Consider the following 26,362-nt stretch of genomic DNA (forward strand, 5'->3'; position numbering starts at 1 on the left):
TCTCCTGGCTCAGTATCTGGGGCCGTAGGCGGAGCGGACGGTCAGGGCGTGCTCGACCAAGGTGATGAGCGTGCTCTTGACCGCCTCGCGGGAGCGGGCGTCGGTGCGCACGATCGGCACGGGAGAGGGCAGCGTGAGCGCGTCGCGCACCTGGCTCTCCACGTGGGGGAAGCTCCCGTTCCACCCGTTGAGCCCGATCACGAACGGCAGCTTGGCCTCTTCGAAGTAGTCGATGGCGGGGAAGCTGTCGGCCAGCCTGCGCGTGTCGACCAGGACGATCGCGCCGATGGCGCCGCGCACCAGGTCGTCCCACATGAACCAGAACCGGTGCTGGCCGGGCGTGCCGAACAGGTACAGGATCAGGTCGCGGTCGAGCGAGACCCTGCCGAAGTCCATGGCCACCGTGGTGGTCGTCTTGTCAGGGGTGAGGCTGAGATCGTCCACCCCGGCCGAGGCGTTCGTCATGACCGCCTCGGTGGTGAGCGGCAGGATCTCCGACACCGCGCCCACGAACGTCGTCTTGCCGACGCCGAACCCGCCCGCCACGACGATCTTCGTCGAGGTGAGCCCGCCTTCCACAGGAAACATGCTCATCAGACCGCCACGTGAGCTTCGTGACCGATGAGGCATTGTGCATGCTTCCTGTGGCTAGAGCCTGCGAAGTCCACTGAGCACCCTTTCCAGCAGGTTCCTGTTCGGCATGCCGGCGTCCAGCTGCGGCTGGTAGATCCGGACGAGCCCTTCCGCCTCCATGTCCGCGATCAGCACGCGGGCCACCCCGAGCGGCATGGCGAGCAGGGCCGACACCTCGGCGACGGACCTGATCTGGCGGCACAGCTCGCTGATCGCCCGGTACTCACGGGTGTGGCTCATGCCGAGCTGGGCCGAGGTGGCCGAGGAGACCAGCGCCTCCATGGCCAGGTCCGTGCGCGGCGCGGTACGCCCGCCCGTGAGGGAGTACATCCGCACCAGGGAGCTGCGCTCCTCCTGCGGGGGCTCCCCGTAGTTCGGGGAGTGCGGCGCCCCGTACCCGTAAGGGGGGCCGTCATTCCACGTGGCCACGTTGCTCTCCCATCACCAGGGGCGCGCTGAGGACAGTTCCGCCCGTACGGCGGGCGTGAGCACCTGCCCCGCCCGCTCGACGAGAACGGTCATCTGATAGGCGACCATGCCCAGGTCACAGTCGGGCGCGGCCAGCACGGCCAGGCACGACCCGTCGCTGATGTTCATGACCAACATCAGCCCTCGCTGCATCTCCACGACCGTCTGGGTGACTCCACCCGCCTCGAAGACCCGCGCGGCGCCTTGGACCAGGCTGACCAGTCCGGCGGCCACGGCCGCCAGCTGGTCGGCCCTGTCCTGCGGAAAGCCTCTCGAGAAGGCCATCGGCAGGCCGTCGGCGGAGACCACCACGGCGTGCGCGACGCCCGGCACCTCCTCGACGAAGCCGCTGACCAGCCAGCTGACGTCTCTGGCGGCCTGGCTCAACTCCATCACCGCTGCTCTTCCTCCTCGTGCGCATGCTCGATCTCGGCGCGGCCCTTGCGCACACCCTGCTGGAAGCTGGCCAGCCTGCTGCGGATCCTGTCGGGGGAAGGCGGTGGCAGGGCAGGCGGGGCGCTCTGCGTCTGTGGGAGAGCCGAGCCCGGCACGAGGTTCGCCCGCGGTTGGCGCTTGGGCAGGCCTGAGGTGGTGAGACCGCCGCTGTTCGGCTCGCTGACCGACCGGGCGGCCTGCCACCCCGCGTCGGCGGGCGAGGACCACACGTCGGCGGCCTGCTGCTGCGGCGCGGGAGCGTCGGCGCCGGGCGCTCCGGCCTGCGCGTGCCGTCCCTCGGGGTGCTTGGGGCGTTCGAGCGTGGCGTCGGGGCGCTTGAACCAGTTGGACTCCACCGCGGCGAAGATCGGCAGGAACTCCTCCTCGCCCTTCTCCAGCGAGGAGCTCTCCACCCGCGGCAGCGGTCTGGTGGCGTCGGGCTGTCCCGCGTAGGGATTCGGTGAGCCGCCCAGCCCCGGCATCCGCCTGAAGCCCAGCCCCTCGCCCTGACCTCCGCGCCTGGGCAGCCCGTTCGCGGTGTGGTCGGAAGGGGCGGCGTGGTCGAGATCGGTGGACGGCGCGTCGTTGGTGGCGAACCAGTCGCCGGACGGGCTGTCGAACGTCCCAGGGCCGTCGAAGGGTGAGGTGCTGTCGAAGACGGGCGGGCCGTCGAGGACCGGCGCCGCCATCGGCGCGGGTCGCAGGTCGTCCAGTGACGGGTGGTCGTAGGCCATGGGCCCCGCCTGCGCCGGCACCACCGGGCTGCCCTGCGGCTGTCCCGGCAGGAAGGGCTGCCCCGGTGCGGACGGCTGGCCCTGGCCGGGGAGCGGCCGGCCGTGAGCGCCGTGGAGGCGTTGGGGGCCCTGCGGACCGGGGCCGTGAGGGCCAGGACCGTGGGGGCCGTGCCCGAGCTGCACGTGAGGCGCGGGCTGACCGTGAGGGCCGTGGGCGGGCTGGCCCGCGACCGGCGGCTGGCCGGGGATCGCGGTGAGCAGCGCCTCGGGGATCAGCACCATCGCGGTGAGCCCGCCGACGTCCTGCCTGCGCAGCTGGACGCGGATGTCGTGCCTGAGCGCCAGCCTGCCGACCACGAACAGGCCCATGCGCCGCGAGACCGACACGTCCACGACCGGCGGGTTGGCCAGACGCCAGTTCGCCTGGGTGATCTCCTCCTGGCTCATCCCGATGCCGTGGTCGGTCACCGCGATCATGACCCCGCCGCCGTCGATGCGGTTGCTGGAGATGGTCACCTTGGTGTCGCCCGCGGAGAACGACACGGCGTTCTCCACCAGCTCGGCCAGCAGGTGGACGGTGTCGCTGACCGCCTGTCCCGCGACCGCGACCTCCGACTGCACCTGGTTCACGACGCGGTCGTAGCTCTCGACCTCGCCCAGCGCCGCCCGCACGATGTCCATGAGCTCGACCGGCTGGGTCCACTTGCGGGCGGCCTCCTGGCCGGCGAGGACCAGGAGGTTCTCGCTGTTGCGGCGCATGCGGGTGGCCAGGTGGTCGAGCCTGAACAGGTCGCCGAGGCGGTTGTCGTCGCGTTCGCCGCGCTCGAGGCGCTCGATGAGCGACAGCTGCCGCTCGACGAGGGTCTGGCTGCGGCGCGAAAGGTTGACGAACATCGCGTTGACGTTGGCGCGCAGCTTGGCCTCGTCGCCCGCCAACCGGACGGCCTCGCGGTGGACCTCGTCGAAGGCCCTGGCCACCTCGCCGACCTCGTCCTTGGAGAAGACGCCGATGGGCGCGACCTCGGCGGGCGGGCCGCCGTCGCGCGCCTCGCGCAGCCGCTGGACGAAGCCGGGAAGGCGCTGTCCCGCGATGTCGAGCGCCTCGCTGCGCAGCCGCCGCAGCGGCCGCACCAGCGAGCGGGCCACCCCCGTGGTGATCAGCAGGACGGCCAGCAGCAGCGCCGCCACGGCTCCCGCGACGAGGTAGGCGCGCTGCTGCTCGGCGGAGGCCAGCAGACCGGTGCGGGCGACGATCGCCGAGGCGTGCCGTTCCTCGACCGTGCGGAGGGAGTCGACGACGATCGTGGCCGCCTCGAACCATTCGCGCGCGTCGTCGCGCTTGCTCAGGTCGAGGCCCCTCAGCGGGGCTCCCGCGTTGGCCCTGTCGAGGACCAGCTCGCGCAGGAAGCGCGCCCTGTCGGCGCGGCGGCCGTTGACGGTCTCGTCGAACAGGCGGCGCTCGTCGGAGGTGGCCTCCTCCGCGAAAGCCTTGCGCTCGTTGGTCTCGCGCGCCAGCTCGCCGAGGAAGGCCTTGAGCTGCTCCTGCTCGAACCTGCCCGCCACCAGCACGGTGGTGAGCAGGGCCTGCTGCAGCGAGGCGCTCTCCTTGGCGCGGGCCAGCGCGTCGAGCGTAGTCGACTGGCGGGCCAGCTCCTCGTCGTCGGCGCCCTTGCCGAGCTGGTCGTTGAGCGCGAGCAGGTCGGAGATGACGGCGGTGTAGGAGCCGAGGGCCGCGCCGGGGAGCAGGTCCGACTCGAGCGCCTGGTCGCGCAGCGCGGTGAGGTCCTCGAGGCGGGCCAGCACGGCGTCGACCTCGTCGCCGGTGCGGCCTGTGAGGTCGGGGCCGAGGACCGTGGCGCTCTGCCGTACCTTGTCGACCTCGGTGTCGGCCCTGCTCATCTGCTGGCGCACGTCGGCCAGACCACGCTCGGGCCTGCCGAGCGCGATGTACCAGGCGGTGCGGGCGCGTTCGGCGCCCAGCTCGTGGGTGAGCGCGCCGACCCGCTCGGCGAGCTTGGCCAGCTGGTTGGCGCGGTCGTAGTCCGTGGCCGCGCTGGTGGAGGCCACGACCTGCAGGCCGCCCAGCAGGACGGCGGCGGCGGTGGGCACGAGGATCAGTGCGACCAGCCGTGCACGCACGCGCCAGTTGCGTAACCGCCACCCGCCGTCGTCGGCCTTGGTTCTTCTGCTCACCGAACGCAACCTCAGTAGGGAAAGGGCCTCCTGGTGAGGCTCCTGGGAGAATCCAGCAACTGCGGGTTATTCGAGCACATCACTATAAGGAACGGCTAGCCGAACATAACGCGACAAACCAATCTTGTGTGACACAAGCGAAGAGAAGCTGGAGCCCCCATTTTCGGGCGATCCACAAAAGATCATGCCGCCAGAAATATAGGCATATAACTGACCGTGTCCGTTAATGGGGGTTTGGTGCGTTCCACTCCTGGACTACTCCAGTAACGCCCCAGTCTCTGGATGATCACGACGTTGTGATTTGCGTTGTTCAAGCCATATGTTGAGCCCCGTCGCGCCTACCCTCGACAACTCGGACCGCGCCAAGCGGCGAGGGCCGCGAGCTTCTGGAGGCAGAAAGTGGAAGCCGGGCAGGACAGTGCGACCATCGAGGTCGGCGGGCTGTGGAAGATCTTCGGGCCGCGGGCGGACCGTGTCCTGAATGGCCCTGACAAGGACCTCGACCCCTCCGAACTTCGCGGGAAGACCGGTTGCACCGCCGCCGTCAGAGATGTCACTTTCACCGTGCGACCAGGCGAGATGTTCGTCGTGATGGGCCTGTCGGGAAGCGGTAAGTCCACTCTCGTGCGCTGCCTCACCAGGCTCGTCGAGCCGACGGCAGGGCAGATCAGCATCGGCGGCGAAGATGTGCGCGCCGCCTCCCCCGCGAGGCTGCGCGAACTGCGCCGCCATCGCGTCAGCATGGTCTTCCAGCACTTCGGCCTGCTCCCGCACCGCAAGGTGATCGACAACGTCGCCTACGGCCTGGAGATCCAGGGCGTCTCCCGCCGGGACCGCCACGCCAGGGCCGGCGAGATCCTCTCCCTCGTCGGGCTGGACGGCTACGCCGACGCCTATCCCGACCAGCTCTCCGGCGGCATGCAGCAGCGCGTGGGCCTGGCCAGGGCGCTGGCGGTCGAGCCGCAGGTGATGCTGTTCGACGAGCCGTTCAGCGCGCTCGACCCCCTGATCCGCAGGGACATGCAGACCGAGGTCATCCGGCTGCACCGCGAGGTGGGCAAGACCATGGTCTTCATCACCCACGACCTGTCGGAGGCGCTCAAGCTCGGCGAGCGCATCGCGATCATGCGGGCGGGCGCCATCGTGCAGCTCGGCACGCCGGAGGAGGTGGTGGGCGCGCCCGCCGACGACTACGTGGCCGACTTCGTGCGCGACGTGCCCCGCAGCCACGTGCTGTCGCTGCGCTGGATCTCCAGGGACCCCGAGCCCGACGAGCGGCTCGACGGGCCAGTGCTGCCGGCCGCCACCGTCATCAGGGACGCCGTCCCCGCCGTGACCGGCTCAGGCCGGCCCATCCGCGTGATGGACGGCGACCGGCTGGTCGGCGTGGTCGATCGCGTGGACATCCTGTCGGCCATGGGCGAGGCGCCGTCCGCGGTGCGCCTGTCCGGCCACGTCCCCGCGCCCTCACCTGGCCTCGACCCTCCGCTCACCTCCGACCCGAAGCAGGCCGAAGGCCGCGGCGACGAGGCACCCGGCCCTGACGGCGGCGCATCCGGCGTGAAAGGCGCCGCACCCGGCGCGGACGGCGGCGACGAGGACGCTCGCGTGCCGGAGGCCAAATCGTGAGCGGCGCCGTCGCGGCCCTCGAGACCCCGGCGCTGCGCCGTCCGCCGCGATGGCTCGTCCCCGTGGCCGTCGGCGTCGTCCTCCTGGCCGGCTACCTCACGATGCGCGGCACCGCCACGCTCCCTCACGACGACGAGGCCGCTCCCTTCCTCGCCGTCAACGAGGCGCGCGACTGGGTCGACACCAACAGGAACGACAACCCGCTCTTCCTGTACGGCGTCAACTACGTCCGCATCTACCTCGGCGAGCTCTACGCCGCCTTCGAGACCGTCCTGTTCGCGCTCGGCTGGCCTGGGCTCATCGGCGTGCTGGGCGCTCTCGGCCGGCTCGCCGGCGGATGGCGGCTCGCGCTGCTCGGCGTGGGCGGGTTCGCCGCCCTCGGTGTGCTCGGGGTGTGGGAGGCGAGCGTCCGCACCCTCGCCCTGGTCCTCACCTCGGTGCTGGTGGCCCTGGCCGTCGGCCTGCCGCTGGGGGTGTGGGCGGGCCGTTCGGCGCGGGTGCGCAGGGCGCTGACCCCGGTGCTGGACGTCATGCAGATCATGCCGACGTTCGCCTACCTGACGCCGATGGTGCTCTTCTTCGGCATCGGCCCCTCCTCCGCGACCGTCGCCACGCTCATCTACGCGATGCCGGTGGCGATCAGGATCACCGCGCTGGCCGTCGAGCGGGTCTCGCCCACCGCGATCGAGGCGTCGGCCTCCCTGGGGGCGACCCGCTGGCAGACGCTGCGCAAGGTGCAGCTGCCGATGGCCCGCGAGACCATCGCGCTGGCGATCAACCAGGCCATCATGATGGCGCTGTCGATGGTCGTGATCGCCGCCCTCATCTCGGCCCCAGGGCTGGGCTCCGACATCATCAGGGGCCTGTCCAGGGCGAACGTCGGCTTCATGCTTCCGGCGGGCATCGCCATCGTCGTCATGGCGATCGTCCTGGACCGGCTGACCATGGCCGCCGCGAAACGCGAAGGGACGGCGGAGGCCGCCCCCTCGGGCCCGCGCCGCTACGCCGTCGCGGGCGCGATCGCCCTCGCGGGGGTGGTGGCGGCCACGCTCCTGCCCGCGCGCTTCCCCGACGCGTGGATCCTGCGCATCGGCCCTCCCGTGACCGAGGCGGTGAACTGGGCCAAGTTCAGCTGGTACGACGTCACCACGGCCATCAGGAACGTGACCTCCGACCTCCTGCTCAACCCGCTGCAGGACGTGCTGACCTCCACGCCTTGGTGGCTGGTGGCGGCAGCCGTCCTGGCGCTGGCCTGGTGGGCCAGCGGCCCGAGGCCCGCGCTGACCGCGCTGGCCTGTCTGCTGGGTCTGGCGCTGCTCGGTCTGTGGGAGCACAGCATGGCCACGCTGACCACCGTGCTGGTCGCCGTGACCGTCACCCTGCTGCTCGGCCTGCTGCTCGGCGTGGCGGCCGCGCGCTCGCGCGGCTTCTCCGCCGTCCAGCGCCCCCTGCTGGACGCCGCGCAGACGATGCCCTCGATCGTCTACCTGCTGCCCGCCCTCGCGCTGTTCGGCGCGACCAGGTTCACCGCCATCTTCGCCTCGGTCATCTACGCGGTGCCGCCGGTGGTGCGCCTGGTCGAGGACGGCATCCGCGGCGTCTCCCCCACGACCGTCGAGGCCGCGCTGTCGGCGGGCTCGACCGGCGGCCAGCTGCTGTGGAAGGTGCAGCTGCCCATGGCCAGAGGCGCCATCCTGCTCGCCGCCAACCAGGGCATCGTGATGACGCTCGCCATGGTCGTGGTGGGCGGCATGGTCGGGGCCGGCGGGCTCGGCTACGACGTCGTCACCGGTTTCTCCCAGCACTCCGAGTTCGGCATGGGCTTCGTCGCCGGCGTCGGCACGGTGCTGCTGGGCATCATGCTCGACCGCATCACGCAGGGCGCCGACAGGCGCTCTTCCCCCCAAGTAAGAGGATGAACACCGCATGAAGATTCGCCTCATGGCCGGGGTCGTCGCCCTTGGCCTGGCCGTCGCGGGTTGCGGCGGCGGCGCCAGAGTCGACACCGGCGCCACAGCGACAGCCGCCGCCCAGCCCAGCGGCTCGGGCAGCGCCGCGCCGGCGGGAACCGTCAACATCGCCATCAATCCGTGGGTCGGTTACGAGGCCACGGCCGCCGTCATCGCCCACCTGCTGACGAACGAGCTCGGCTACACGGTGCAGAAGAAGGAGCTCAAGGAGGAGGTCGCCTGGGCCGGCTTCGAGACCGGCGAGGTCGACGTCATCGTCGAGAACTGGGGCCACGACGATCTCAAGAAGAAGTACTTCGAGGAGAAGAAGGTCGCCCTCTCCGCTGGCTCGACCGGCAACAAGGGCGTCATCGGCTGGTACGTCCCGCAGTGGATGGCCGACAAGTACCCCGACATCACCGACTACAAGAACCTCAACAAGTACGCCGACCTGTTCAAGACCTCGGAGTCGGGCGGCAAGGGTCAGCTCCTCGACGGCGACCCCTCCTACGTCACCAACGACGAGGCCCTGGTCAAGAACCTGAAGCTTGACTTCAAGGTCGTCACGGGCGGCAGCGAGGCCGCGCTGCTCGAGTCCGCGGTGCAGGCCCAGGAGCAGCAGAAGCCGCTGCTGTTCTACTTCTGGACCCCGCACTGGCTCTTCGACAAGGTCAAGCTGGCCAGGGTGAACCTGCCGCCGTACACCGCCGGCTGTGACGCCGACCCGAAGAAGGTCGCCTGCGACTACGGCGAGCTCGACCTCGACAAGATCGTGAGCAAGAAGTTCGCCGACACCGGCGGCAAGGCCTACGAGCTGGTCAAGAACTTCAGCTGGACCAACGAGGACCAGAACGCTGTCGCCAACGACATCCAGAACAACGGCATGTCCGCCGAGGACGCCGCCAAGAAGTGGGTGGAGGCCAACCAGGCCAAGTGGCAGGCATGGCTTCCCAAGTAAGGCTCCGAAGCAGGGCTCTGGCGGGGGCGCTCGCCCTCGCCCTGATCCTCACCGGCTGTACGGCCGAGGCGCCCCAGCAGGCCAGGCAGACGGGCACCGTACGGCTGGCCGTCAACCCGTGGGTCGGCTACGAGGCCAGCGCCGCCGTCCTGGCCTACCTGCTCGAGCACGAGCTCGGCTATCGCGTGCAGACCAAGAAGCTGGCCGAGGACGAGTCCTGGAAGGGCTTCGAGAGCGGCGAGGTCGACGTCATCGTCGAGAACTGGGGCCGCGAGCAGGAGAAGAAGGAGTTCATCCAGGACAAGAAGGTCGCGGTCTCCGCCGGGCTGAACGGCAACAAGGGCATCATCGGCTGGTACGTGCCCCAGTGGATGGCCGAGGAGTACCCGGACATCACCGACTGGCGCAACCTCAACAAGTACGCCGAGCTGTTCAGGACCGCCAAGTCCGGTGACAAGGGACAGGTGCTCGACGGCGACCCGTCGTTCGTCACCTCCGACGAGGCGCTGGTCAGGAACCTGAAGCTCGACTACCGGGTCGTCTACGCCGGCAGCGAGAACGCCCTGATCAGCGCGGCGAAGAACGCCACCAGGAACAGGCGGCCGCTGCTGATGTACTTCTACGAGCCGCAGTGGCTGTTCACCCAGGTCAAGCTGGTCAAGATCAACCTTCCGCCCTACGCCATCGGCTGCGACGCCGTACCGGCGAAGGTGGCCTGTGACTACCCGCCCTACCTGCTCGACAAGATCGTCAGCAGGAAGTTCGCCGACACCGGTGGCAGGGCCTACGAGCTGGTTCGCAACTTCACCTGGACCAACGAGCACCAGAACGCGGTGGCCAGCGACATGGCCGACGGTGGCATGTCGGCGCAGGCTGCCGCCAAGAAGTGGGTCGAGGCGAACAAGATCGTGTGGAAGGACTGGCTGCCCAAGTGACGCGGGCGCGCACACGTCACCGGCGGCGGCGTGTGCGCGCCCGCGATGACGCCGGTGGAGCCGCCGGCCTCGTTCCGGGCGCGAGCCCCCTGCCGCAGGACACGCGGAGTTCCACCGTCGACAGGAGGGCAGGCTCCGTACGGTGTACCGTACAGATGTGACCGTGGAGTACACCGGCAAGGGCGACCCCGCGCGCAGCCTCGCGCTGCTGTGGCGCACCAGCGAGAGGCCCAGCCGCAAGGGCAAGCCCGAGCTGAGCGTCGACCGCATCGTGCGCGCCGCCATCGAGGTCGCCGACGCCGAAGGGCTCGGCGCGCTGTCCATGCGCAGGGTCGCGGAGAAGCTCGGCGTCGGCACCATGTCGCTCTACACCTACGTGCCGGGCAAGCCCGAACTGCTCGACGTCATGCTCGACACCGTCTACGGCGAGACCGCCAGACCCGACGACGTCCCCGGCGGCTGGCGCGGGCGCCTGGAGCAGATCGCCCGCGAGAACTGGGCCCTGTACCTGCGTCACCCCTGGCTGCTGCAGGTCGCCACCAGCCGCCCCGTGCTCGGCCCGCACACCACGGCCAAGTACGAGTACGAGCTGCGCGCCATCGACGGCATCGGCCTGAGCGACGTCGAGATGGACTCCGTCATCACGCTGGTCACCGGATTCGTCCACGGCGCGGCCAGGGGCGCCGTGGAGGCGCTCGAGGCGGAGAAGCACACGGGGATGACCGACGAGCAGTGGTGGGCCTCCCACGCCCCCTTCCTGCACCGCATCTCGGACGTCTCGCGCTTCCCCGTCGCCTCGCGCGTGGGCGAGGCCGCCGCCGAGGTGTACGGCTCGGCGCACAGCCCCGAGCACACCTTCGAGTTCGGTCTCCAGCGCCTGCTCGACGGCATCTCCCTGCTGATCGAGAGCCGCTGACCGCTACTTTCGCAGGCGCCGCACGCGAAAGGGGGAGGACCCGTAGGTCCTCCCCCTTTCGCTGACGGCTAGGCAGGGGTCCCGTAGGAGGCCCTGACCCTGACCACGTGCTCGACGAGCGAGATCAGCGTGGCCTTGACCGACTCCCTGTTGCGGGCGTCGGTCCTGACGATCGGGATGTGCGGCGCCAGGGCGAGCGCCTCACGGACCTCGTTCTCCGCGTGCGGGAACTGACCGTCCCACCCGTTGACGCCCACGACGAAGGGCAGCTTGGCCTCTTCGAAGTAGTCGATCGCGGGGAAGGAGTCGGCCAGCCGCCGCGTGTCGAGCAGCACCACGGCGCCGATCGCGCCGCGCACCAGGTCGTCCCACATGAACCAGAACCGGTGCTGACCGGGCGTGCCGAACAGGTACAGGATCAGGTCCCTGTCCAGCGACAGCCTGCCGAAGTCCATGGCCACGGTCGTCGTCTGCTTGTTCGGGGTCAGGCCGAGGTCGTCGATGCCCGCGGAGGCGTCGGTCATGACCGCTTCCGTGGTCAACGGGAGGATCTCGGACACCGCACCCACGAACGTCGTCTTACCGACGCCGAACCCGCCCGCGACGACGATCTTCGTCGAGGTGAGCCCGCCTTCAACGGGCAACGTGCTCATCAGACCGCCATCCCAGGTTCGTGACCGCTGACGCAGGCGATAGCGGTCGATTTCGCACGTTTCCCATTGACGCTAGAGCCTGCGAAGTCCACTGAGTACCCTTTCGAGCATGTTCATGTCTGGCTGTCCCTGGTTGAGGCGCGGCTGGTGCAGGCGAACGAGTCCTTCGTCGGCCATGTCGGCGACGACGACCCTGGCCACGCCGAGAGGAACCCGCAGCAAGGCGGAGATCTCCGCGACCGACCGGAACGACCTGCACAGCGTCATGATGGCCTCCTGCTCGGGCGTGAGCAGGGCCATCTCGTCATCCGGGATCGACATCGAGGAGATCAGCGTCTCCATCGCCATGTGGTAGCGGGGTTCCGACCGGCCGCCGGTGACTGCGTACGGACGGAACAGGGGCTCGTCGTCCCCCGTCCCGTCACTCCCGTACACCATCACATCACCGGGTCCTGGCAGCCTGGAGCTCCGCGCGAAGAGCCGGGGTGAGCGCCTGTCCGGCACGGTCCACCAGCAGTGTCATCTGGTAGGCCACCAGACCCATGTCACAGTCGGGCGAGGCCAGGACGGTCAGCACGGACCCGTCACTGATCGCCATGACCAGCAGCAGACCACGCTGCATCTCCACGACCGTCTGGGTCACGGGCCCGCCCTCGAAGACGCGCGAGGCGCCCACGGTGAGGCTCAGCAGACCCGCCGAGACCGCCGCCAGCTGGTCGGCCCTGTCCGGCGGGAAGCCCTCGGAGCTGGCCAGGCACAGACCGTCGGCGGACACGACGACGGCGTGGGCCACCCCCGGGGTGTTCCTGACGAAGTCAGTGATCAGCCAGTCGAACCTGTGGGCCTCATGGCTCAAGGTCGTCACACTTCCTCCTTCGTCGGAAGCGTGACGAACGTGCTGTGACTATCTGTTCGCTCGCGACGCTCGCTCACGCCTTGTCCTCCTTATCCAGCCCGTTAGGGGCGGACTCGTCATTCAGTTCCGCGCGGCCCCTTCGGACGCCCTGCTGGAAGCTGGACATCCGGTTTCTGACCCGATCCGCCGAGACCGGTGGCATCGGGGTCATCTGCTGGGGCGGCTGGCCCGCCGTACCGGGGACCAGGTTCGCCTTGGGGGTGCGCTTGGGGAGCCCGGCGGCGGTGATCCCGCCGAGGCTGGGGTCACTGGCCGCGGCCGCCGCCTGCCACCCTGCGTCGGCGGGGGTCCGCCACAGGTCACCCTCAGAGGGTACGGCCTGCGCGGGCGCCTGCGCCTCAGGCATGTGGTACTTCGGCTCCTTGCGGGCCTGAGGGGAGGAGGCCGCGGGTGCGGCGCCCTCCTCGGGCCTGCGGAACCAGGCGGACTCCACCGAGGCGAAGATCGGCAGGAACTCCTCCTGCTCCTGCTCCAGCGGCGAGTTGTCCACCGCGGGCATGGAGGGGGCGTTGGCCTCCCACGGCGCGAACCGCTCCGCCGACGGGTAGGACGGCGCCGACATCGGGGGCGGCGGCGTCGGGAAGGCGCCGGTGTCCCCGCCGCGCGGTGGCGGCGTCGGGAAGGCGCCGCTGTCACCCGCGCGCGACGGCGGTCCGAAGACCCCAGGTTGCTCGCCGCGGGGCGGCGTCCCGAAGGCCTCAGGACGGCCCTGCGCGCCGAAGGAGCCGGTGTCGCCCGAGCGGGGCGGCGTCCCGAACGCGCCGGTGTCGCCCGAGCGGGGCGCGCGGCGCGGCAGCCCGTTGTCGACACTGGGGAACGAGTGCTGACCCGGCTGCTCCAGGCTCGGGAAGGACGGGTGCGAGCCGCCGGGATGCGGCGCCGTCTGGTCCAGGTTCGGCATCGCGCTCAGGTCGATGCTCGGGAACGACGGGTGCGGTCCGCCCTGTTGGTGCGGCTGGCGGAAGAAGCCGCTGTCGCCGCCGGTGTCGGCGGTGAAGGCGCCGAGCCCCTGCCTCGGCGGCTGGGTGCCCCATCCGGTCGAGTCGAAGGAGTCGAACGCGGCGAACGCGCCGTTCTGCGCGGGCGCCCCGAAGGCGGGAGCTGGGCTGGAGCCGCCGAAGGCGGGCCGCTGAGGAGGCGGCGGCTGGCTGGCGTCGGGCAGGAGCGGCGGCGGCAGGAGCACCATGGCGATGAGGCCGCTGCCCTCACCCTTGCGCAGCTGCACCCGGATGCCGTGGCGCAGGGCCAGGCGGCCGACCACGAACAGGCCCATGCGGCGCGACACCGACACGTCCACGACCGGCGGCTCGGCCAGACGCCTGTTGGCCTCGGCGAGCTCGTCGTCGGTCATGCTGATGCCCTGGTCGCTCACCGACAGCAGCGCTCCGCCGCCCTCGATGATGCTGCTGGAGACGACGACCTGGCTGTTCTTGGGCGAGAACTGGATGGCGTTCTCGACCAGCTCGGCGACCAGGTGGACCAGGTCGTTGGCGGCGCTGCCGATCACCGAGGTGGCGCGGTGCACCTTGACCTGCACCCGCTCGTAGTCCTCGACCTCCGACAGGGCGGCGCGCACGACGTCGACGAGCTTGGCCGGCTGGCTGCGCCTGCGCGCGGGCTCGTGGCCCGCGAGGACCAGGAGGTTCTCGGAGTTGCGGCGCATGCGGGTGGCCAGGTGGTCGAGGCTGAACAGGTCGGCCAGGCGGCTGCCGTCCTGCTCGCCCTTCTCCAGGCCGTCGATCAGCGAGATCTGCCGCTCGACCAGCGTCTGCGTGCGGCGGGAGAGGTTGACGAACATCGCGCTGATGTTGCTGCGCAGCTCCGACTCCTCCGCGGCGAGCCGTACGGCCTGGCGGTGGACCTCGTCGAAGGCCTGCGCCACCTCACCGATCTCGTCCTTGCCGTCGACGTCGATGGGCTCGATCTCCGGCGCCGTGGCGTTGCCCGAGACGCGCAGGTTGCGCACCACGTCGGGCAGCCTGAATCCGGCGATCTCCAGCGCCTCGCTGCGCAGCCGGCGCAGCGGGGTGACCATCGAGCGGGCGATGAGCACGGTGAAGACCAGCACCAGCAGGAGCAGGCCGACGATGGCGGCGCCGACGAGCAGCGCGGTGCGCAGTTCGGCGCTCTGCAGCTCCTGCGCCCGCGTGGTCACGGCCTGGGCCAGGCCTGGGCTCTTGGGATCGGTGTTCGACTCGGCCTTCTCCAGGACCGCGATGGCCTTGGCGTTGTCCTCGAACCACTCGTTGGGGTCGGCCAGCAGGTTCCTGGCCTGGAAGGCGGGTCCGTCGTTGGTCAGGCGGATGGCGCGGGCCTTGGACAGCTCGGCCCTGACCACGTCGCTGTCGTTCTTCATGCCCGCCATGAGCTTGGTGCTCCTGGTGACGCCCGCGTCCGCGGTGAAGCTGTTGAGCAGCTGCCACTGCTGGGCGCCCGCGGCGATGAAGTCGGTGACCCGCTGGGCGTCCACCTTGGAGGAGCCGTAGTACGACTCCAGCAGCATGATCCGCTGCCTGGAGATCTCCTCCTTGGCCTTCACCAGCACCGTCAGGGCGCGGAAGTCACCGAGGATCTGCGGGTCGTTGTTGAGGAGGCTCAGCTCCTCGTGCACGCGGACGAGCTGCTCGACCAGGTAGCGGTAGGCGGCCGAGTCGGGCCTGGCGCGCTGCTGCGCCCTGATGCCCGACAGCGACTTGAGCTGCGCGGCGGCCAGCTTGGCCGCCTGCTCGACGCGGGGGCCGTAGCTGGCGTCCATCGCGGCGAGGTCGGCCGTGACGACCTTGACCTGCTTGTCGACGACGTCCTTGCTGTCCTCGTAAGGCTTCTTGAGTTGCCTGCGCTGCTTCGTGGCGTAGAACCAGCCGCCGGTGTCACGCTCCATACCGAGTGACTGGATGAGATCGCGTAGATGGGTGGCCTGCTCGGCCACGACCACCGTGCGCTCGTACTCGCCGATGCTGTCGACCGAGGCCACCACGCGGGCACCGCCGAGAACGACGCCGGCGATCGTGGGCACCAGGATCAGCGCGGTGAGACGGGATCTCACGCGCCAGTTACGCAGCCCCATTCGTGGCAGCGACCGCTTTCCGCGGTCCCGCCTGGCGGCACGTCCGCCTTCGGTATTCCCCGTCGTCACAGCCGTCGTTACCCCTCAAGCATCCTGTTTGGCAACAGGAATCAGAAAAGACCCATAATTTCGACCCACAACGTATCCGCCGCAACTCTCGTACCAGGCAAAACGGACACAATCGTTACAAATGTGACCGCAGACTGTGTGCCGTTGGTTATCGCAGCGCGGCGAGCACGTGATCACGGACTTGAGTCCGCTGCGCGTCGTCGCTGAGGGGGCGTCCGGCGCGGTCCACCACGTAGAAGACGTCAACCGCCTCCGCGCCGAGAGTCTCTACGCGAGCGGCTTTCACGTCAAGCCCACATTCACCAAATGATCTGCCGATCCGCCACAAAAGGCCCGGTCGGTCGTGGGCTCGGACCTCCACAACGGTGGCCGTCGCGGACTCCTCCTCCAGGAGGGTCACCCTGGGCGGGGCGACGGGCACCCGCGCCGGTCGCACAGATCGGGTACGGCGGGCCAGGCGCTGCTCGATGTCGAGCCGTCCGGCCAGAACGAGCCGCAGGTCAGCCTCGAGAGTGGCGGGGTCGGGCGGCGTGCCGTACTCGGGGACGACGGAGAACTCGATCACGGCGGTGGAGCTCGCCGAGGCGGCCGAGGCCGACCTGACGACCATGCGGTGCGCGGCCAGCACACCGGCCGCGCGCCACAGCAGGCCTGGGCGATCCGGAGCGACGACTGTGACGTTGGTCCCATTCACCCGGATTGCCCCTCCCCCGTGCCTGGCGAGGACGGCCTGGGCGGGCGAGAGGCCCGGGGGCGGGGGCAGCGGCGAGCCCGACAGCGCCCTGCGCACCCTGCGCACGAGATCGGCGACGAGCGAGGCCTTCCACGAGTTCCACGCGGCCGGTCCCGTCGCGTGGCCGTCGGCGACGGCGAGCGCGGCGAGCAGCTCGAGCACCTCGCGCGAGCCGACGGCGCCCGCGACCTTCTCGATCGTCACGGGGTCGTCCAGGTCGCGCCTGGTCGCGGTCTCGGGCAGCAGCAGATGGTGACGGACCACCGTGGCCAGCACCTCGACGTCCTGCGACGACAGACCCAGGCGGAGGCCGATGTCGCGCACGACGACCTCGCCCGTCGCCGAGTGGTCGCCGGGCCAGCCCTTGCCGATGTCGTGCAGCAGCGCGCCGATCAGCAGCAGGTCGGGGCGGGAGACCTCGCGGGTGTAGGAGGCGGCGTTGGCGGCGGCCTCGATGAGGTGCCTGTCGACGGTGAAGCGGTGGATCGGGTTGCGCTGGGGGCGGTGCCGTACGCGCTCCCAGTCGGGCAGCAACCGGACGAGGATGCCCGCCTGGTCCAGCTCCTCCCACACGGGTACGGCGGCGCGCCCCGCGCCCAGCAGCGCCACCAGCGCGTCACGGGCCTCGTCAGGCCACGGGACCGGCATCGGCGGCGACTGACTGGCCAGCATCGACACGGTGGCGGGGGCCAGCGGCAGCCCGGACTCGGCGGCGGCGGCCGCGGCACGCAGCACGAGCACGGGATCGGTGCGGGGGTTGACGCCGCGAGCCAGGACCACCTCGCCCGCGTGCTCGACCACGCCGTCGGCCAGCGGACGGCGGCCGCGCGGCACGGGTCCTGACAGCAGTCTGTCAACGGTGCGCCAGGTGGCGTCGAAGGCGTGGGAGATCGTCCTGCCCGCCTCGGCGAGCCTGCGCATGAGGGCCTCGGCGTCCAGCAGGCCGAGGGTGCCCGCCACCGCGTCCTGCTCCTGCAGGACCAGGCGGTCCGCCCCGCGGGCGGTGACGACGTGCAGCGCGTGGCGCACGTCGAGGATGAGTTCGTAGGCCTCGCGGACGCGCGGCCCCGGGGCGGAGGCCACCCACGCGGCGGCCACCGCCTGCATGGCCTGGACGTCGCGCAGCCCTCCGCGGCCGTCCTTGAGATCGGGTTCGAGCAGGAAGGCCAGCTCGCCGGTGCTCTCCGCCCGTTTGTCGGCCGCCTCGCGCAGCTCGGCCAGCCTGCGGCGGGAGTCGGCGCGCCATTCGGCCAGCACCGCCTCGCGGGCCCTCCTGGTCAGCTCGGGATCCCCCGCGACGTGCCTGGCCTGGATGAGGCTGAGCACCGCCTTGAGGTCCTCGCGCGCGACCTTCACGGCCTCGTCCACCGTGCGGACCGAGTGGTCGAGGCCGACGCCGGAGTCCCAGATCGGATACCAGATCCGGTCGGCGATCCTGGCGATGTCCTCCCCGCCGTCGTGCAGCAGCACCAGGTCGAGGTCGCTGCCGGGGGCCAGCTCGCCCCTGCCGAGGGAGCCGACGGCGACGAGGGCCACGCCCTCGCCGCCCGGACTCGCCGTGCGAAGAAGGTCCTTCAGCCATCGGTCGGTGTCCGCGACCCGCTCCTTGCGGGCCGCGGCGAACGAACGAGCGTCCGCTCTCACCCCGCCCCCCGGCTGAACCCCTCACCGCGCTGCATCACAGGGCCTCGGGACCGCGCTCTCCGGTGCGTACCCGGATCACGGTGTCCACGGGGACGGACCACACCTTGCCGTCACCGATCTTGCCGGTCTGGGCGGCCTTGACGATCACGTCGATGACCTCCTCGGCGTCGTCCTCCTCGGCCAGGACCTCCAGGCGCACCTTGGGCACCAGGTCGACCTGGTACTCGGCGCCGCGGTACACCTCGGTGTGCCCGCGCTGGCGGCCGTAGCCGCTGGCCTCGCTGACCGTCATGCCCTTGATGCCGAACTGCTCCAGCGCGGCCTTCACGTCATCGAGCTTGAAGGGCTTGATGACCGCGGTGATGAGCCTCATGCGTCCACCTTCTTCGGGGATGTGGCGAGCGGCGACGACGCGGTCACGCCGGAGGCGTGCACGCTGCCCAGGTCGTAGCCGGTCTCGGCGTGGGTGGTGATGTCGATGCCGGCGACCTCCCTGTCGGCGTCGAGCCTGAAGCCCACAGTCTTGTCGATCACCTTGGCGATGATCCACGAGATCACGAACGAGTAGCCGCCGACCGCGACGGGGCCGAGCACCTGCAGGCCCAGCTGGCTGATCGGGCCGCCGTAGAACAGGCCCTCGTTCTGCTGCTCGAGGAAGGGGTAGGCGGCGAAGAAGCCCAGCGAGACGGCGCCGATGACACCGCCGACCAGGTGCACGCCGACCACGTCGAGCGAGTCGTCGAAGCCGAGGCGGTACTTCAGGCCCACCGCGTAGGCGCAGGCCACACCGGCCAGCAGGCCGATGACGACGGCGGCCCAGGGGTCGACGAAGCCGCACGCGGGGGTGATGGCGACCAGACCGGCGACCGCACCAGAGGCGACGCCCAGGGTGGTGGCGTGGCCGTCGCGTAGCTTCTCCACCACCATCCAGGCGCCGGCCGCGACGGCGGCGGCGATCTGGGTGTTCATGAAGGCCAGACCCGCGGTCTGGTCGGGGGCGAGCTCGGAGCCCGCGTTGAAGCCGAACCAGCCGAACCACAGCAGGCCGGTGCCGAGCAGGACCAGCGTCAGGTTGTGGGGGCGCATCGGCTCCTTGCGCCAGCCCTGGCGCTTGCCGAGCACGAGGGCCAGGGCCAGGGCCGCTGCTCCCGCGTTGATGTGGACCACGGTGCCGCCGGCGAAGTCCTCGATGCCGAGCTGGCCGAGCCAGCCGCCACCCCAGACCCAGTGCGCCACGGGGAAGTACACGACGGTCGCCCACACCAGCGAGAACAGCACCCACGCGCCGAACTTGGCGCGGTCGGCGATCGCGCCGCTGATCAGCGCGACCGTGATGATCGCGAAGGTCAGCTGGAAGGCGGAGAAGACCATCATCGGGAAGTTGTCGGCCGCGGCGGCCTCGGCGGTGACCTGGCCACCTTGGTTGATCAGGCCCTCGTAGACGGCGTTGAACACGCCGCTGAGGCCGAGGTTGTCCAGTCCACCGACGAGGAAGTTGAGGGTGCCGTTACCCGCCGGGTCGAAGGCCAGCGAGTATCCGTAGAGGACCCATGCGACCGTCACGACGATGATGCTGACGAACGACATCATCATCATGTTCAGGACGCTCTTGGCCCTCGTCATGCCCCCGTAGAAGAACGCAAGGCCCGGAGTCATCAGCAGCACCAGGGCGGTGCATACCAGCATCCAGGCGGTAGTGCCGCTATCGATCATCGACGCGACCCTCCTTCAGATTGGCGTGTGGCCCGTATTCCGAGTCGCAGTGGACGCCTCCAGGGCACCGTCGACCGGGCTGCGCACTGACGTGTTGCCACAGCGTGGTCTTCCGCCGTTTCGTGGTTTGACCGCGTATGTTTCACGTTCGTGAAACTCGCGGGCGGGGTGTTTCGCGGTTGTTTCGGACACTCCGGTACTACACTTAGGGTTGCCTAACCTTAGTGATCAAGGAATTCAGATGACCTTCCGCCTGGCCAGAGTCACGGCCGCCGCCCTGCTGTCCGCCCTCGCACTCGCCGCCTGCGGCGCCTCAGCCCAGGAAGGGAGCGCGACGGGCCCGACGCGGTCGGTCAAGCACGCGATGGGCGAGACAAAGGTGCCTGACACCCCCAAGAGGGTCGTCGTGCTCGACACCGACAAGCTGGACACGATGGTCTCGCTCGGCCTCGCCCCCATCGGCGCCGCCCAGGCGTCGGAGAGCCAGAAGTGGCCGGCCTACCTCGGCTCCTCGCTGTCGGCCACGAAGTCGGTCGGCACCCTCCAGCAGCCGAACCTCGAGGCCATCTCGGCGCTGAAGCCCGACCTCATTCTCGGCACCAAGTTCCGCCAGGCGCCCTTCTACGACAAGCTCAGCAAGATCGCGCCTACGGTGTTCACCGAGAAGGTGGGCGTCACCTGGAAGGAGAACTTCCTCCTCGACGCCGAGGCCCTCGGCAAGAAGGCCGAGGCCCAGCAGCTGATGACCGCCTACGAGAGCCGCGCCGAGCAGGTGGGCGAGAAGTTCTCCAAGCTCGAGGTGAGCATCGTCCGGTTCATGCCCACCGAGATCAGGATGTACGGCCCCGAGTCCTTCAGCGGCATCGTGCTCGGCGACGCCGGCATCGCCAGGCCCGAGGTCCAGCGGCTGGCCGCTCAGGAGGACAAGCGGTTCGGCAAGCTCAGCCAGGAGAACATCGCGCAGGCCGACGGCGACGCCCTGTTCTACAGCGCGTACGGCGACGCCGCCGCGCAGAGCCAGGCCGAGGTGACGGGCGGGCCGCTGTGGAAGAACCTGGGCGCGGTCAAGAAGGGCACCGCGCACGGCGTGGACGACGAGGTGTGGATGCTCGGCATCGGCGTCACGGCCGCAGGGAAGATCCTCGACGACCTGGAGAAGTACCTCACTCCCCTGGCCTGACATACCCCGCCCGCATGGCAGAGCTGTTGTGTCCGCAGTTGTGCGCACGCCGGGAGCCGCACGATGCTGAGGCCCATGAACTGGGACTTCGTACGTGACCACCTGCCGCCCGCTCCCGCACGGGTGGTCGAGATCGGCTGCGGCCCGCTCGGCGGGTTCGTGCCCGACCTGCTCGCCTGCGGCTACGGCGCGACGGGCGTCGACCCCGTCGCGCCCGAGGGCCCGCCGTACCACCGGATGGAGTTCGAGGAGTACGAGCTGGACGGGCCCGTGGACGCGCTCGTGGCCTGCACGTCACTGCACCACGTGCACGACCTGGACGAGGTCTTCGGCAAGGTGGCGGGCGCGCTGGCGCGAGACGGCGTCTTCGTGGTCGTGGAGTGGGCCAGGGAGCTGTTCGACGAGGACACCGCCCGCTGGTGCTTCTCGCGCCTGTCCGACGAGGACGACAGCTGGCTGCACGGGCACAGGGACGGCTGGGCGGCCTCCGGACAGCCGTGGGAGGCCTACGTCGGCGGCTGGGCCGCCGAGGAGGGCCTGCACTCGGGGGCGGAGCTGGAGGCGGCGCTGGGCCGCTGGTTCGAGCCGGTGGCCATCGAGCGCGGCCCCTACTTCTTCACCGAGCAGGACGGCGGCGCGGCCGAGCGGGCCGCGATCGACGCGGGGCTGATCAGGGCGACCGGCATCCGTTACGCGGGCCGCCCTCTTCGCCGCTGAGACCTGGTCAGGCCGCGGCGGTCGCCATCTTCCTCAGGCGGGCCAGGGCGTCGCGCTCGATGCGGCGGGCGCGGTCGCGGCCGATGCCGTAGCGCTCGCCCACCTCGGTGAGCGTGTGCTCACGCCCGTCGATCAGCCCGTAGCGCCAGCGGAGCATCTCGCTCGTGACCCCTTCGAGGCCGGTCAGCCAGTCGTCGAGGCGCTCGCGCTCGAGGATGTCGATCGCCTGCTGCTCGGGGTCGGCCCAGGTGTCGTCGGCGATCATGTCGCCCAGCTCGGTCTCGTCCTCGTCCCCGACGCCGAGCTGCAGCGACACGGGGTCGGCGGCCCAGCGGCGCAGCTCGCGCACCCGCTCGATCGGCAGGTCGAGCACCTTGGCGAGGTCGTCGTCGGTGGGCTCGGCGTCGAACTCGGCGAGCATGTCGCGCCTCACCCGCATCAGCCTGGTCATCTGCTCACCCGCGTGGGTGGGCAGCCGCACCGGCCTGGCCTGCTCGTGGATGGCGCGCCCGACCGACTGCCTGATCCACCAGGTGGCGTAGGTCGAGAACTTGTAGCCCCGCTGGTAGTCGAACTTCTCCACCGCGCGCACCAGGCCCAGGTTCCCCTCCTGGACCAGGTCGATCAGCGGCATTCCCCTGCCGGAGTACTTCCTGGCCACGGCGACGACCAGGCGCAGGTTGGCCTGGATGAACTCGTCCTTGGCCCGCTGCCCCGAGATCGCCAGGCGCTCGAGCTCCTCGTCGGCCGCGTCCCCGATGCGCGGCTCGGAACCACCTCTGTCGAGCAGTTGCTCGGCGAACAGGCCCGCCTCGATCCGCTTGGCGAGCTCCACTTCCTCTTCCGCAGTGAGCAGCGGGACCCTGCCTATCTCCGCCAGATAGGTCCCGAGCAGGTCACGATCAGTGACCTCCGCCGTGCGATTCCCCGTCGGCCTTGCCATCCCCAGGCACCTCGTTCCCGCAGCTGCGTTCTATACCCCGCCAACGTCCGGTCCGAAGCAAAGATTCCCAAAAGAACTACGACCACAGGACGGTTCTGCGCCTCCTCCTCAGGGAGGAGAGGCATCCCGTCCCGCGCTCGTCGGACCGGCGTGATCGCCCATCCTGCCCATCGGGAGAGGGTTTACGCGCCTACGACCAAGGGATGAGGCGCGACCGTCCGCTCGCCTCCGCGCCACACTCCGTGAACGAGGGGGACGCCGGGACGATAGGCCAGGTGGACGTAGGAGGGCGCGTCGAGGAGCACCACGTCGGCCCGCGCGCCGGGAGCCAGCCTGCCGACGTCGTCGCGGCGCAGCGCCCTCGCCCCGCCGCGGGTGGCGGCCCTGACCGCCTCCAGGGGCGTCATCCCCATCTCCCTCACGGCCAGCGCGACGCAGAACGGCATCGACGAGGTGAACGAGGAGCCGGGGTTGCAGTCGGTGGCGATCGCCACGGTGACGCCCGCGTCGATCAGCCTGCGCGCGTCGGGATAGGGCGAGCGGGTGGAGAACTCCGCGCCTGGCAGCAGCGTGGCGACCGTGCCCGAGGAGGCCAGCGCGTCCACGTCCGCGTCGGACAGGTGCGTGCAGTGGTCGGCGGAGGCCGCGTCGAGCTCGACCGCGATGCGCACGCCGGGACCCTCGGTGAGCTGGTTGGCGTGCACCCGGGGCAGCAGCCCCGCCTTGATGCCCGCCTGGAGGATCTCGCGCGTCTGGTCCTCGTCGAAGGCCCCGCGCTCGCAGAAGACGTCCACCCACTTCGCGTACGGCGCGCAGGCCCGCAGCATCTCCCCCGTCACGGTCCTGACGTAGGTGTCGGGGTCGGTGTCCGCGGGCACCACGTGCGCGCCCAGGAAGGTGGTCTCGTCGGTCAGCGAGGTGGCGATCTCCAGCGAGCGCCGCTCGTCCTCGACCGTCAGCCCGTAGCCGCTCTTGATCTCGACGGTCGTGGTGCCCTGCGCCGCCATCTCGGCGACCAGCGCGGCGGCCCTGGTGGCCAGCTCGGCGTCTCCCGCCGCCCTGGTGGCGGCGACCGTGGTGCGGATGCCGCCCGCGGTGTAGCTCTGTCCCGACATCCGCGCGTTGAACTCGGAGGTACGGTCACCGGCGAAGACCAGGTGGGCGTGGCTGTCGACGAAGCCGGGGATGGCGCAGCGCCCGCCGGCGTCCACCCGCTCGTCGGCGTCGGGCGCCTGGCTGGAGGGCCCCGTCCAGGCGATCGTCTCGCCCTGCATGACGAGCGCGGCGTCATGGTGCTCGGTGTCCCCGTCGAACAGCGACCCGATCCCGTCGATCAGGATGCTTCGCTCGCTCACCTGATGGCTCCCATCGCCTCGTTCAGCATCTGCCCGGCCTCTCCCAGCTCGTGGCGGCCGCTCTCGACGATCCTGCGGCCCCCCGAGATCACACTGTGCACGTCGGCGGCCGTCGCGGCGAACACGACGGACTCCACGGCCGTCTCGCGTGTCGCGCCTGCCGTACGGACCGAGTCGAGGCGGACCGAGACCAGGTCGGCCCACGCGCCGGGGACCAGCATCCCCGCGTCGGGAAAGCCCAGCGAGGCGTGGCCCGCGCCGGTCGCGGCGTTCAGCAGCTCGTGGGCGCCCCAGTGACCGCGCTTCTGGCTGGCCAGGCGCTCGTTCAGCTCGACCGCGCGGGCCTCCTCGAACAGGTCGATCACCGCGTGACTGTCGGAGCCGAGCGTGATCGGCGAGCCCCGCTCGAACAGCGGGCGGGCGGGGCCGATGCCGTCGGCCAGGTCCCGCTCGGTCGTGGGACACATGCACACGTGCGTGCGCGACTGGCCGAGCAGCTCGATGTCCACGTCCGTGAGGTGGGTGGCGTGCACGGCGGTCGAGCGGGGGCCGAGGGCGCCGTGCTCGTGCAGCAGCTGGACGGGGGTGGCGGCGTAGCGCTCCACGCAGGCGGCGTTCTCCGCGCGCTGCTCGGAGACGTGGGCGTGCAGCGGCGCCGCGTGGCGGTGGGAGAACTCGGCCACCACGCCCATCTGCTCGGGCGGCACCGCGCGCACGGAGTGGATGGCCGCGCCGATCTCCACGTCCTCGTGGCCGTCGTAGGCGGCGGCCAGCTCCTCCGCCCTCGCCGCCCACCCCACGGCGCTGCCGTCGCCGAAGCGCACCTGCGCCCCCGTCAGCGCGGTGCCGACGCCGCCGGTCAGGTAGCAGGTGTCGAGCAGCGCGATGCGCAGGCCCGCCTCGCGCGCCGCCTGGATCAGCGCGTGCCCCATCTGGTTGGGATCGTCGTACGGCACGCCGCCAGGCCCGTGGTGCAGGTAGTGGAACTCGCCCACGCAGGTGACGCCCGCCATCGCCATCTCGGCGTATACCGCCCTGGCCAGGTCGAGGTAGGTGTCGGGGTCGAGCACGCCCGCCACCTCGTACATCTGGTCGCGCCAGGTCCAGAAGTCGCCCTTGCCTGCCTGGGTCGCGCCGCGCAGGGCCCGGTGGAAGGCGTGGGAGTGGGCGTTGGCGAGCCCGGGGACGGTCAGCCCCTCCAGGACGACGCCCTGCCGCTCTCCCCGTTCGACGGCGGCGATCCGCCGTCCCTCCACGTGGACCACGACGCCGTCGGCGACGCCGTCGGGAAGCAGGGCGCGCTCGCACCAGTAGACGGTCATCGGGCCAGCTCCTCCAGTGCGTCCGCCAGGGCCTCGACGCCCTTGGCGCAGTCGTCGGGTTCGGCGTGCTCGCTGGGCGAGTGCGAGACGCCTGTCGGGTTGCGGACGAACAGCATCGCCGCGGCGACGCCGGCGGAGGCGAGGATGCCCGCGTCGTGTCCCGCGCCGGTCGGCAGCACGGGGGCCGGCCCCTCCTCGCCGACGACGCCGGCCAGCCTGTCGCGCAGGGGCACGTCGAAGTCGACGACGGGGGTCCACGACTCCTCGCTCACCCTCTGCCCCCGCGACAGCTCCTCCACCAGCGCCCGCACGTCCTTCTCCGCGGCCCCCCTGGCGTCGAGCCAGGCCGAGACGAGCCCCGGGACGGCGTTGGCGTTGTTGGGCGACACCCTCACCTTGCCGAACGTCGCCACGATCCCGTGCCTGCCGGCCGCCTCACGCGCCTCCAGCACCGCGCGGGCGTAGGCGAGCATCGGGTCGTCCCTGTCCTCCAGGCGCGTGGTGCCGGCGTGGTTGGCCTCGCCGTGGAAGTCGAAGCGCCACCTGCCGTGCGGCCAGATCGCGCTGGCCACGCCGACGGGCGCGCCCGTCTCGACCAGGCCCCTGCCCTGCTCGACGTGCAGTTCGACGAAGACGCCCACCCGCGAGAGGGTCTCGTCGTCCCTCCCGAGCGCCGAGGGCTTCCTTCCTGCCCTGCGCAGCACGTCGGCCAGCGTGTCGCCCGCGTCGTCCCTGAGTCCGATCGCCCTGTCCGGATCGAGCACGCCGGTCAGCAGCCGCGAGCCCATGCAGGGCACGCCGAACCTGGCGCCCTCCTCGTCGGTGAAGCAGGCGATGCCGATCGGCCTGGCGGGGGCGAAGCCGCGCTCCCTGAGCCGGTCGAGCGCGGCGAAGGCGGACACGACCCCGAGGGGGCCGTCGAACGCGCCGCCCTGCCGTACGGAGTCGAGGTGGCTGCCGGTCACCACGCCCGGCTCGCGGTCGGGATCGCCCCACCAGGCCCACAGGTTGCCGTTGCGGTCGTCGTGCAGGTCGAGGCCGCGCCGAGCGGCCTCCTGCCCGAACCACTCGCGCAGCTCCAGGTCGGCGGGCGACCACGCGTCTCTCACGTAGCCATGGGTGGCGGGGTCTCGTCCGATGTGCGCGAGTTCGTCCAGCATGCCCCTCACTCTAGTGAATAAATCCATTCACCAGCATGCC

Annotated in this window: 22 protein-coding genes; 7 read left to right on the plus strand and 15 right to left on the minus strand. The window is 70.6% G+C overall.

Annotation, left to right across the window (positions count from 1 at the left end):
• Positions 1-9: 9 nt before the first annotated feature.
• Genes ABFX55_RS27220 through ABFX55_RS27235 form a run of 4 tightly spaced genes read right to left on the minus strand, consistent with a single transcriptional unit; the run spans position 10 to position 4,463 of the window.
• Positions 10-594 carry a GTP-binding protein gene (locus ABFX55_RS27220; RefSeq protein ID WP_346125548.1) on the minus strand — a complete coding sequence of 195 codons (585 nt, stop codon included), beginning with the start codon at positions 592-594 and terminating at the stop codon, positions 10-12.
• Between the two features lie 54 nt (positions 595-648).
• Positions 649-1,062, minus strand: a complete 414-nt coding sequence (locus ABFX55_RS27225) for a DUF742 domain-containing protein (protein ID WP_379479228.1) — start codon at positions 1,060-1,062, stop codon at positions 649-651.
• A gap of 12 nt (positions 1,063-1,074) precedes the next feature.
• Entirely contained in the window at positions 1,075-1,497 is a 423-nt protein-coding gene (locus tag ABFX55_RS27230; protein ID WP_346125550.1) for a roadblock/LC7 domain-containing protein, read from the minus strand.
• Positions 1,494-4,463, minus strand: a complete 2,970-nt coding sequence (locus ABFX55_RS27235) for a sensor histidine kinase (protein ID WP_346125552.1) — start codon at positions 4,461-4,463, stop codon at positions 1,494-1,496. The genes ABFX55_RS27230 and ABFX55_RS27235 overlap by 4 nt, the downstream gene beginning before the upstream one ends.
• A gap of 399 nt (positions 4,464-4,862) precedes the next feature.
• Here ABFX55_RS27235 and ABFX55_RS27240 point away from each other — a divergent pair, with 399 nt between their 5' ends.
• From ABFX55_RS27240 to ABFX55_RS27260, 5 genes are all read left to right on the plus strand, one after another.
• Entirely contained in the window at positions 4,863-6,092 is a 1,230-nt protein-coding gene (locus tag ABFX55_RS27240) for a quaternary amine ABC transporter ATP-binding protein (RefSeq protein ID WP_346125553.1), read from the plus strand.
• Positions 6,089-8,011, plus strand: coding sequence for an ABC transporter permease subunit (locus tag ABFX55_RS27245; RefSeq protein WP_346125555.1), 1,923 nt, complete (start codon positions 6,089-6,091; stop codon positions 8,009-8,011). The genes ABFX55_RS27240 and ABFX55_RS27245 overlap by 4 nt, the downstream gene beginning before the upstream one ends.
• Positions 8,012-8,018: 7 nt before the next feature.
• Positions 8,019-8,999, plus strand: a complete 981-nt coding sequence (locus ABFX55_RS27250; protein ID WP_346125557.1) for an ABC transporter substrate-binding protein — start codon at positions 8,019-8,021, stop codon at positions 8,997-8,999.
• Positions 8,984-9,934: an ABC transporter substrate-binding protein gene (locus ABFX55_RS27255; protein ID WP_346125559.1), complete on the plus strand. Its 951-nt coding sequence runs from the start codon at positions 8,984-8,986 to the stop codon at positions 9,932-9,934. The genes ABFX55_RS27250 and ABFX55_RS27255 overlap by 16 nt, the downstream gene beginning before the upstream one ends.
• A gap of 157 nt (positions 9,935-10,091) precedes the next feature.
• Positions 10,092-10,850: a TetR/AcrR family transcriptional regulator gene (locus tag ABFX55_RS27260; protein ID WP_346125561.1), complete on the plus strand. Its 759-nt coding sequence runs from the start codon at positions 10,092-10,094 to the stop codon at positions 10,848-10,850.
• A 68-nt stretch (positions 10,851-10,918) separates the two neighbouring features.
• Here the strand turns inward: ABFX55_RS27260 and ABFX55_RS27265 are convergent, their stop codons facing one another.
• The 7 genes from ABFX55_RS27265 to ABFX55_RS27295 form a co-directional block, all read right to left on the minus strand.
• On the minus strand, positions 10,919-11,503 hold the full coding sequence (locus tag ABFX55_RS27265; RefSeq protein WP_183648808.1) for a GTP-binding protein: 585 nt from the start codon (positions 11,501-11,503) through the stop codon (positions 10,919-10,921).
• Positions 11,504-11,575: 72 nt separating this feature from the next.
• Positions 11,576-11,941, minus strand: coding sequence for a DUF742 domain-containing protein (locus ABFX55_RS27270; RefSeq protein ID WP_183648811.1), 366 nt, complete (start codon positions 11,939-11,941; stop codon positions 11,576-11,578).
• A gap of 4 nt (positions 11,942-11,945) precedes the next feature.
• The gene (locus ABFX55_RS27275; RefSeq protein WP_183648813.1) at positions 11,946-12,368 is read right to left on the minus strand and encodes a roadblock/LC7 domain-containing protein; all 423 of its coding nucleotides are present in this window, start codon (positions 12,366-12,368) and stop codon (positions 11,946-11,948) included.
• 64 nt (positions 12,369-12,432) lie between these two features.
• The gene (locus ABFX55_RS27280; protein ID WP_346125563.1) at positions 12,433-15,465 is read right to left on the minus strand and encodes a sensor histidine kinase; all 3,033 of its coding nucleotides are present in this window, start codon (positions 15,463-15,465) and stop codon (positions 12,433-12,435) included.
• 238 nt (positions 15,466-15,703) lie between these two features.
• Positions 15,704-17,932 (minus strand): [protein-PII] uridylyltransferase, encoded by a 2,229-nt coding sequence (locus ABFX55_RS27285; RefSeq protein ID WP_346125565.1) that lies wholly within the window; start codon positions 17,930-17,932, stop codon positions 15,704-15,706.
• 34 nt (positions 17,933-17,966) lie between these two features.
• On the minus strand, positions 17,967-18,305 hold the full coding sequence (locus ABFX55_RS27290) for a P-II family nitrogen regulator (RefSeq protein WP_183648817.1): 339 nt from the start codon (positions 18,303-18,305) through the stop codon (positions 17,967-17,969).
• The gene (locus tag ABFX55_RS27295) at positions 18,302-19,645 is read right to left on the minus strand and encodes an ammonium transporter (RefSeq protein ID WP_346125567.1); all 1,344 of its coding nucleotides are present in this window, start codon (positions 19,643-19,645) and stop codon (positions 18,302-18,304) included. Before ABFX55_RS27295 ends, ABFX55_RS27290 begins: the two co-directional genes overlap by 4 nt.
• 241 nt (positions 19,646-19,886) lie before the next feature.
• On the opposite strand from ABFX55_RS27295, the gene ABFX55_RS27300 reads away from it, so the two are divergent.
• Both ABFX55_RS27300 and ABFX55_RS27305 read left to right on the plus strand, forming a co-directional pair.
• Positions 19,887-20,825 carry an ABC transporter substrate-binding protein gene (locus ABFX55_RS27300; protein ID WP_346125569.1) on the plus strand — a complete coding sequence of 313 codons (939 nt, stop codon included), beginning with the start codon at positions 19,887-19,889 and terminating at the stop codon, positions 20,823-20,825.
• Between the two features lie 75 nt (positions 20,826-20,900).
• A complete protein-coding gene (locus ABFX55_RS27305; RefSeq protein WP_346125571.1) occupies positions 20,901-21,542 on the plus strand; it encodes a class I SAM-dependent methyltransferase in 642 nt (213 codons plus the stop codon).
• Between the two features lie 7 nt (positions 21,543-21,549).
• On the opposite strand, the gene ABFX55_RS27310 is transcribed toward ABFX55_RS27305, so the two are convergent.
• From ABFX55_RS27310 to ABFX55_RS27325, 4 genes are all read right to left on the minus strand, one after another.
• Positions 21,550-22,485, minus strand: coding sequence for a sigma-70 family RNA polymerase sigma factor (locus ABFX55_RS27310; RefSeq protein ID WP_183648826.1), 936 nt, complete (start codon positions 22,483-22,485; stop codon positions 21,550-21,552).
• A 182-nt stretch (positions 22,486-22,667) separates the two neighbouring features.
• Complete coding sequence (hutI, locus tag ABFX55_RS27315) at positions 22,668-23,840, minus strand: imidazolonepropionase (protein WP_379479227.1); 1,173 nt, start codon at positions 23,838-23,840, stop codon at positions 22,668-22,670.
• Positions 23,837-25,162 carry a formimidoylglutamate deiminase gene (locus ABFX55_RS27320; RefSeq protein ID WP_346125573.1) on the minus strand — a complete coding sequence of 442 codons (1,326 nt, stop codon included), beginning with the start codon at positions 25,160-25,162 and terminating at the stop codon, positions 23,837-23,839. The genes hutI and ABFX55_RS27320 overlap by 4 nt, the downstream gene beginning before the upstream one ends.
• Positions 25,159-26,322 carry an allantoate amidohydrolase gene (locus ABFX55_RS27325; RefSeq protein ID WP_346125575.1) on the minus strand — a complete coding sequence of 388 codons (1,164 nt, stop codon included), beginning with the start codon at positions 26,320-26,322 and terminating at the stop codon, positions 25,159-25,161. Before ABFX55_RS27325 ends, ABFX55_RS27320 begins: the two co-directional genes overlap by 4 nt.
• Positions 26,323-26,362: the final 40 nt, after the last annotated feature.

It is taken from the genome of Nonomuraea roseola (assembly GCF_039535395.1).
GTDB lineage: Bacteria > Actinomycetota > Actinomycetes > Streptosporangiales > Streptosporangiaceae > Nonomuraea > Nonomuraea roseola.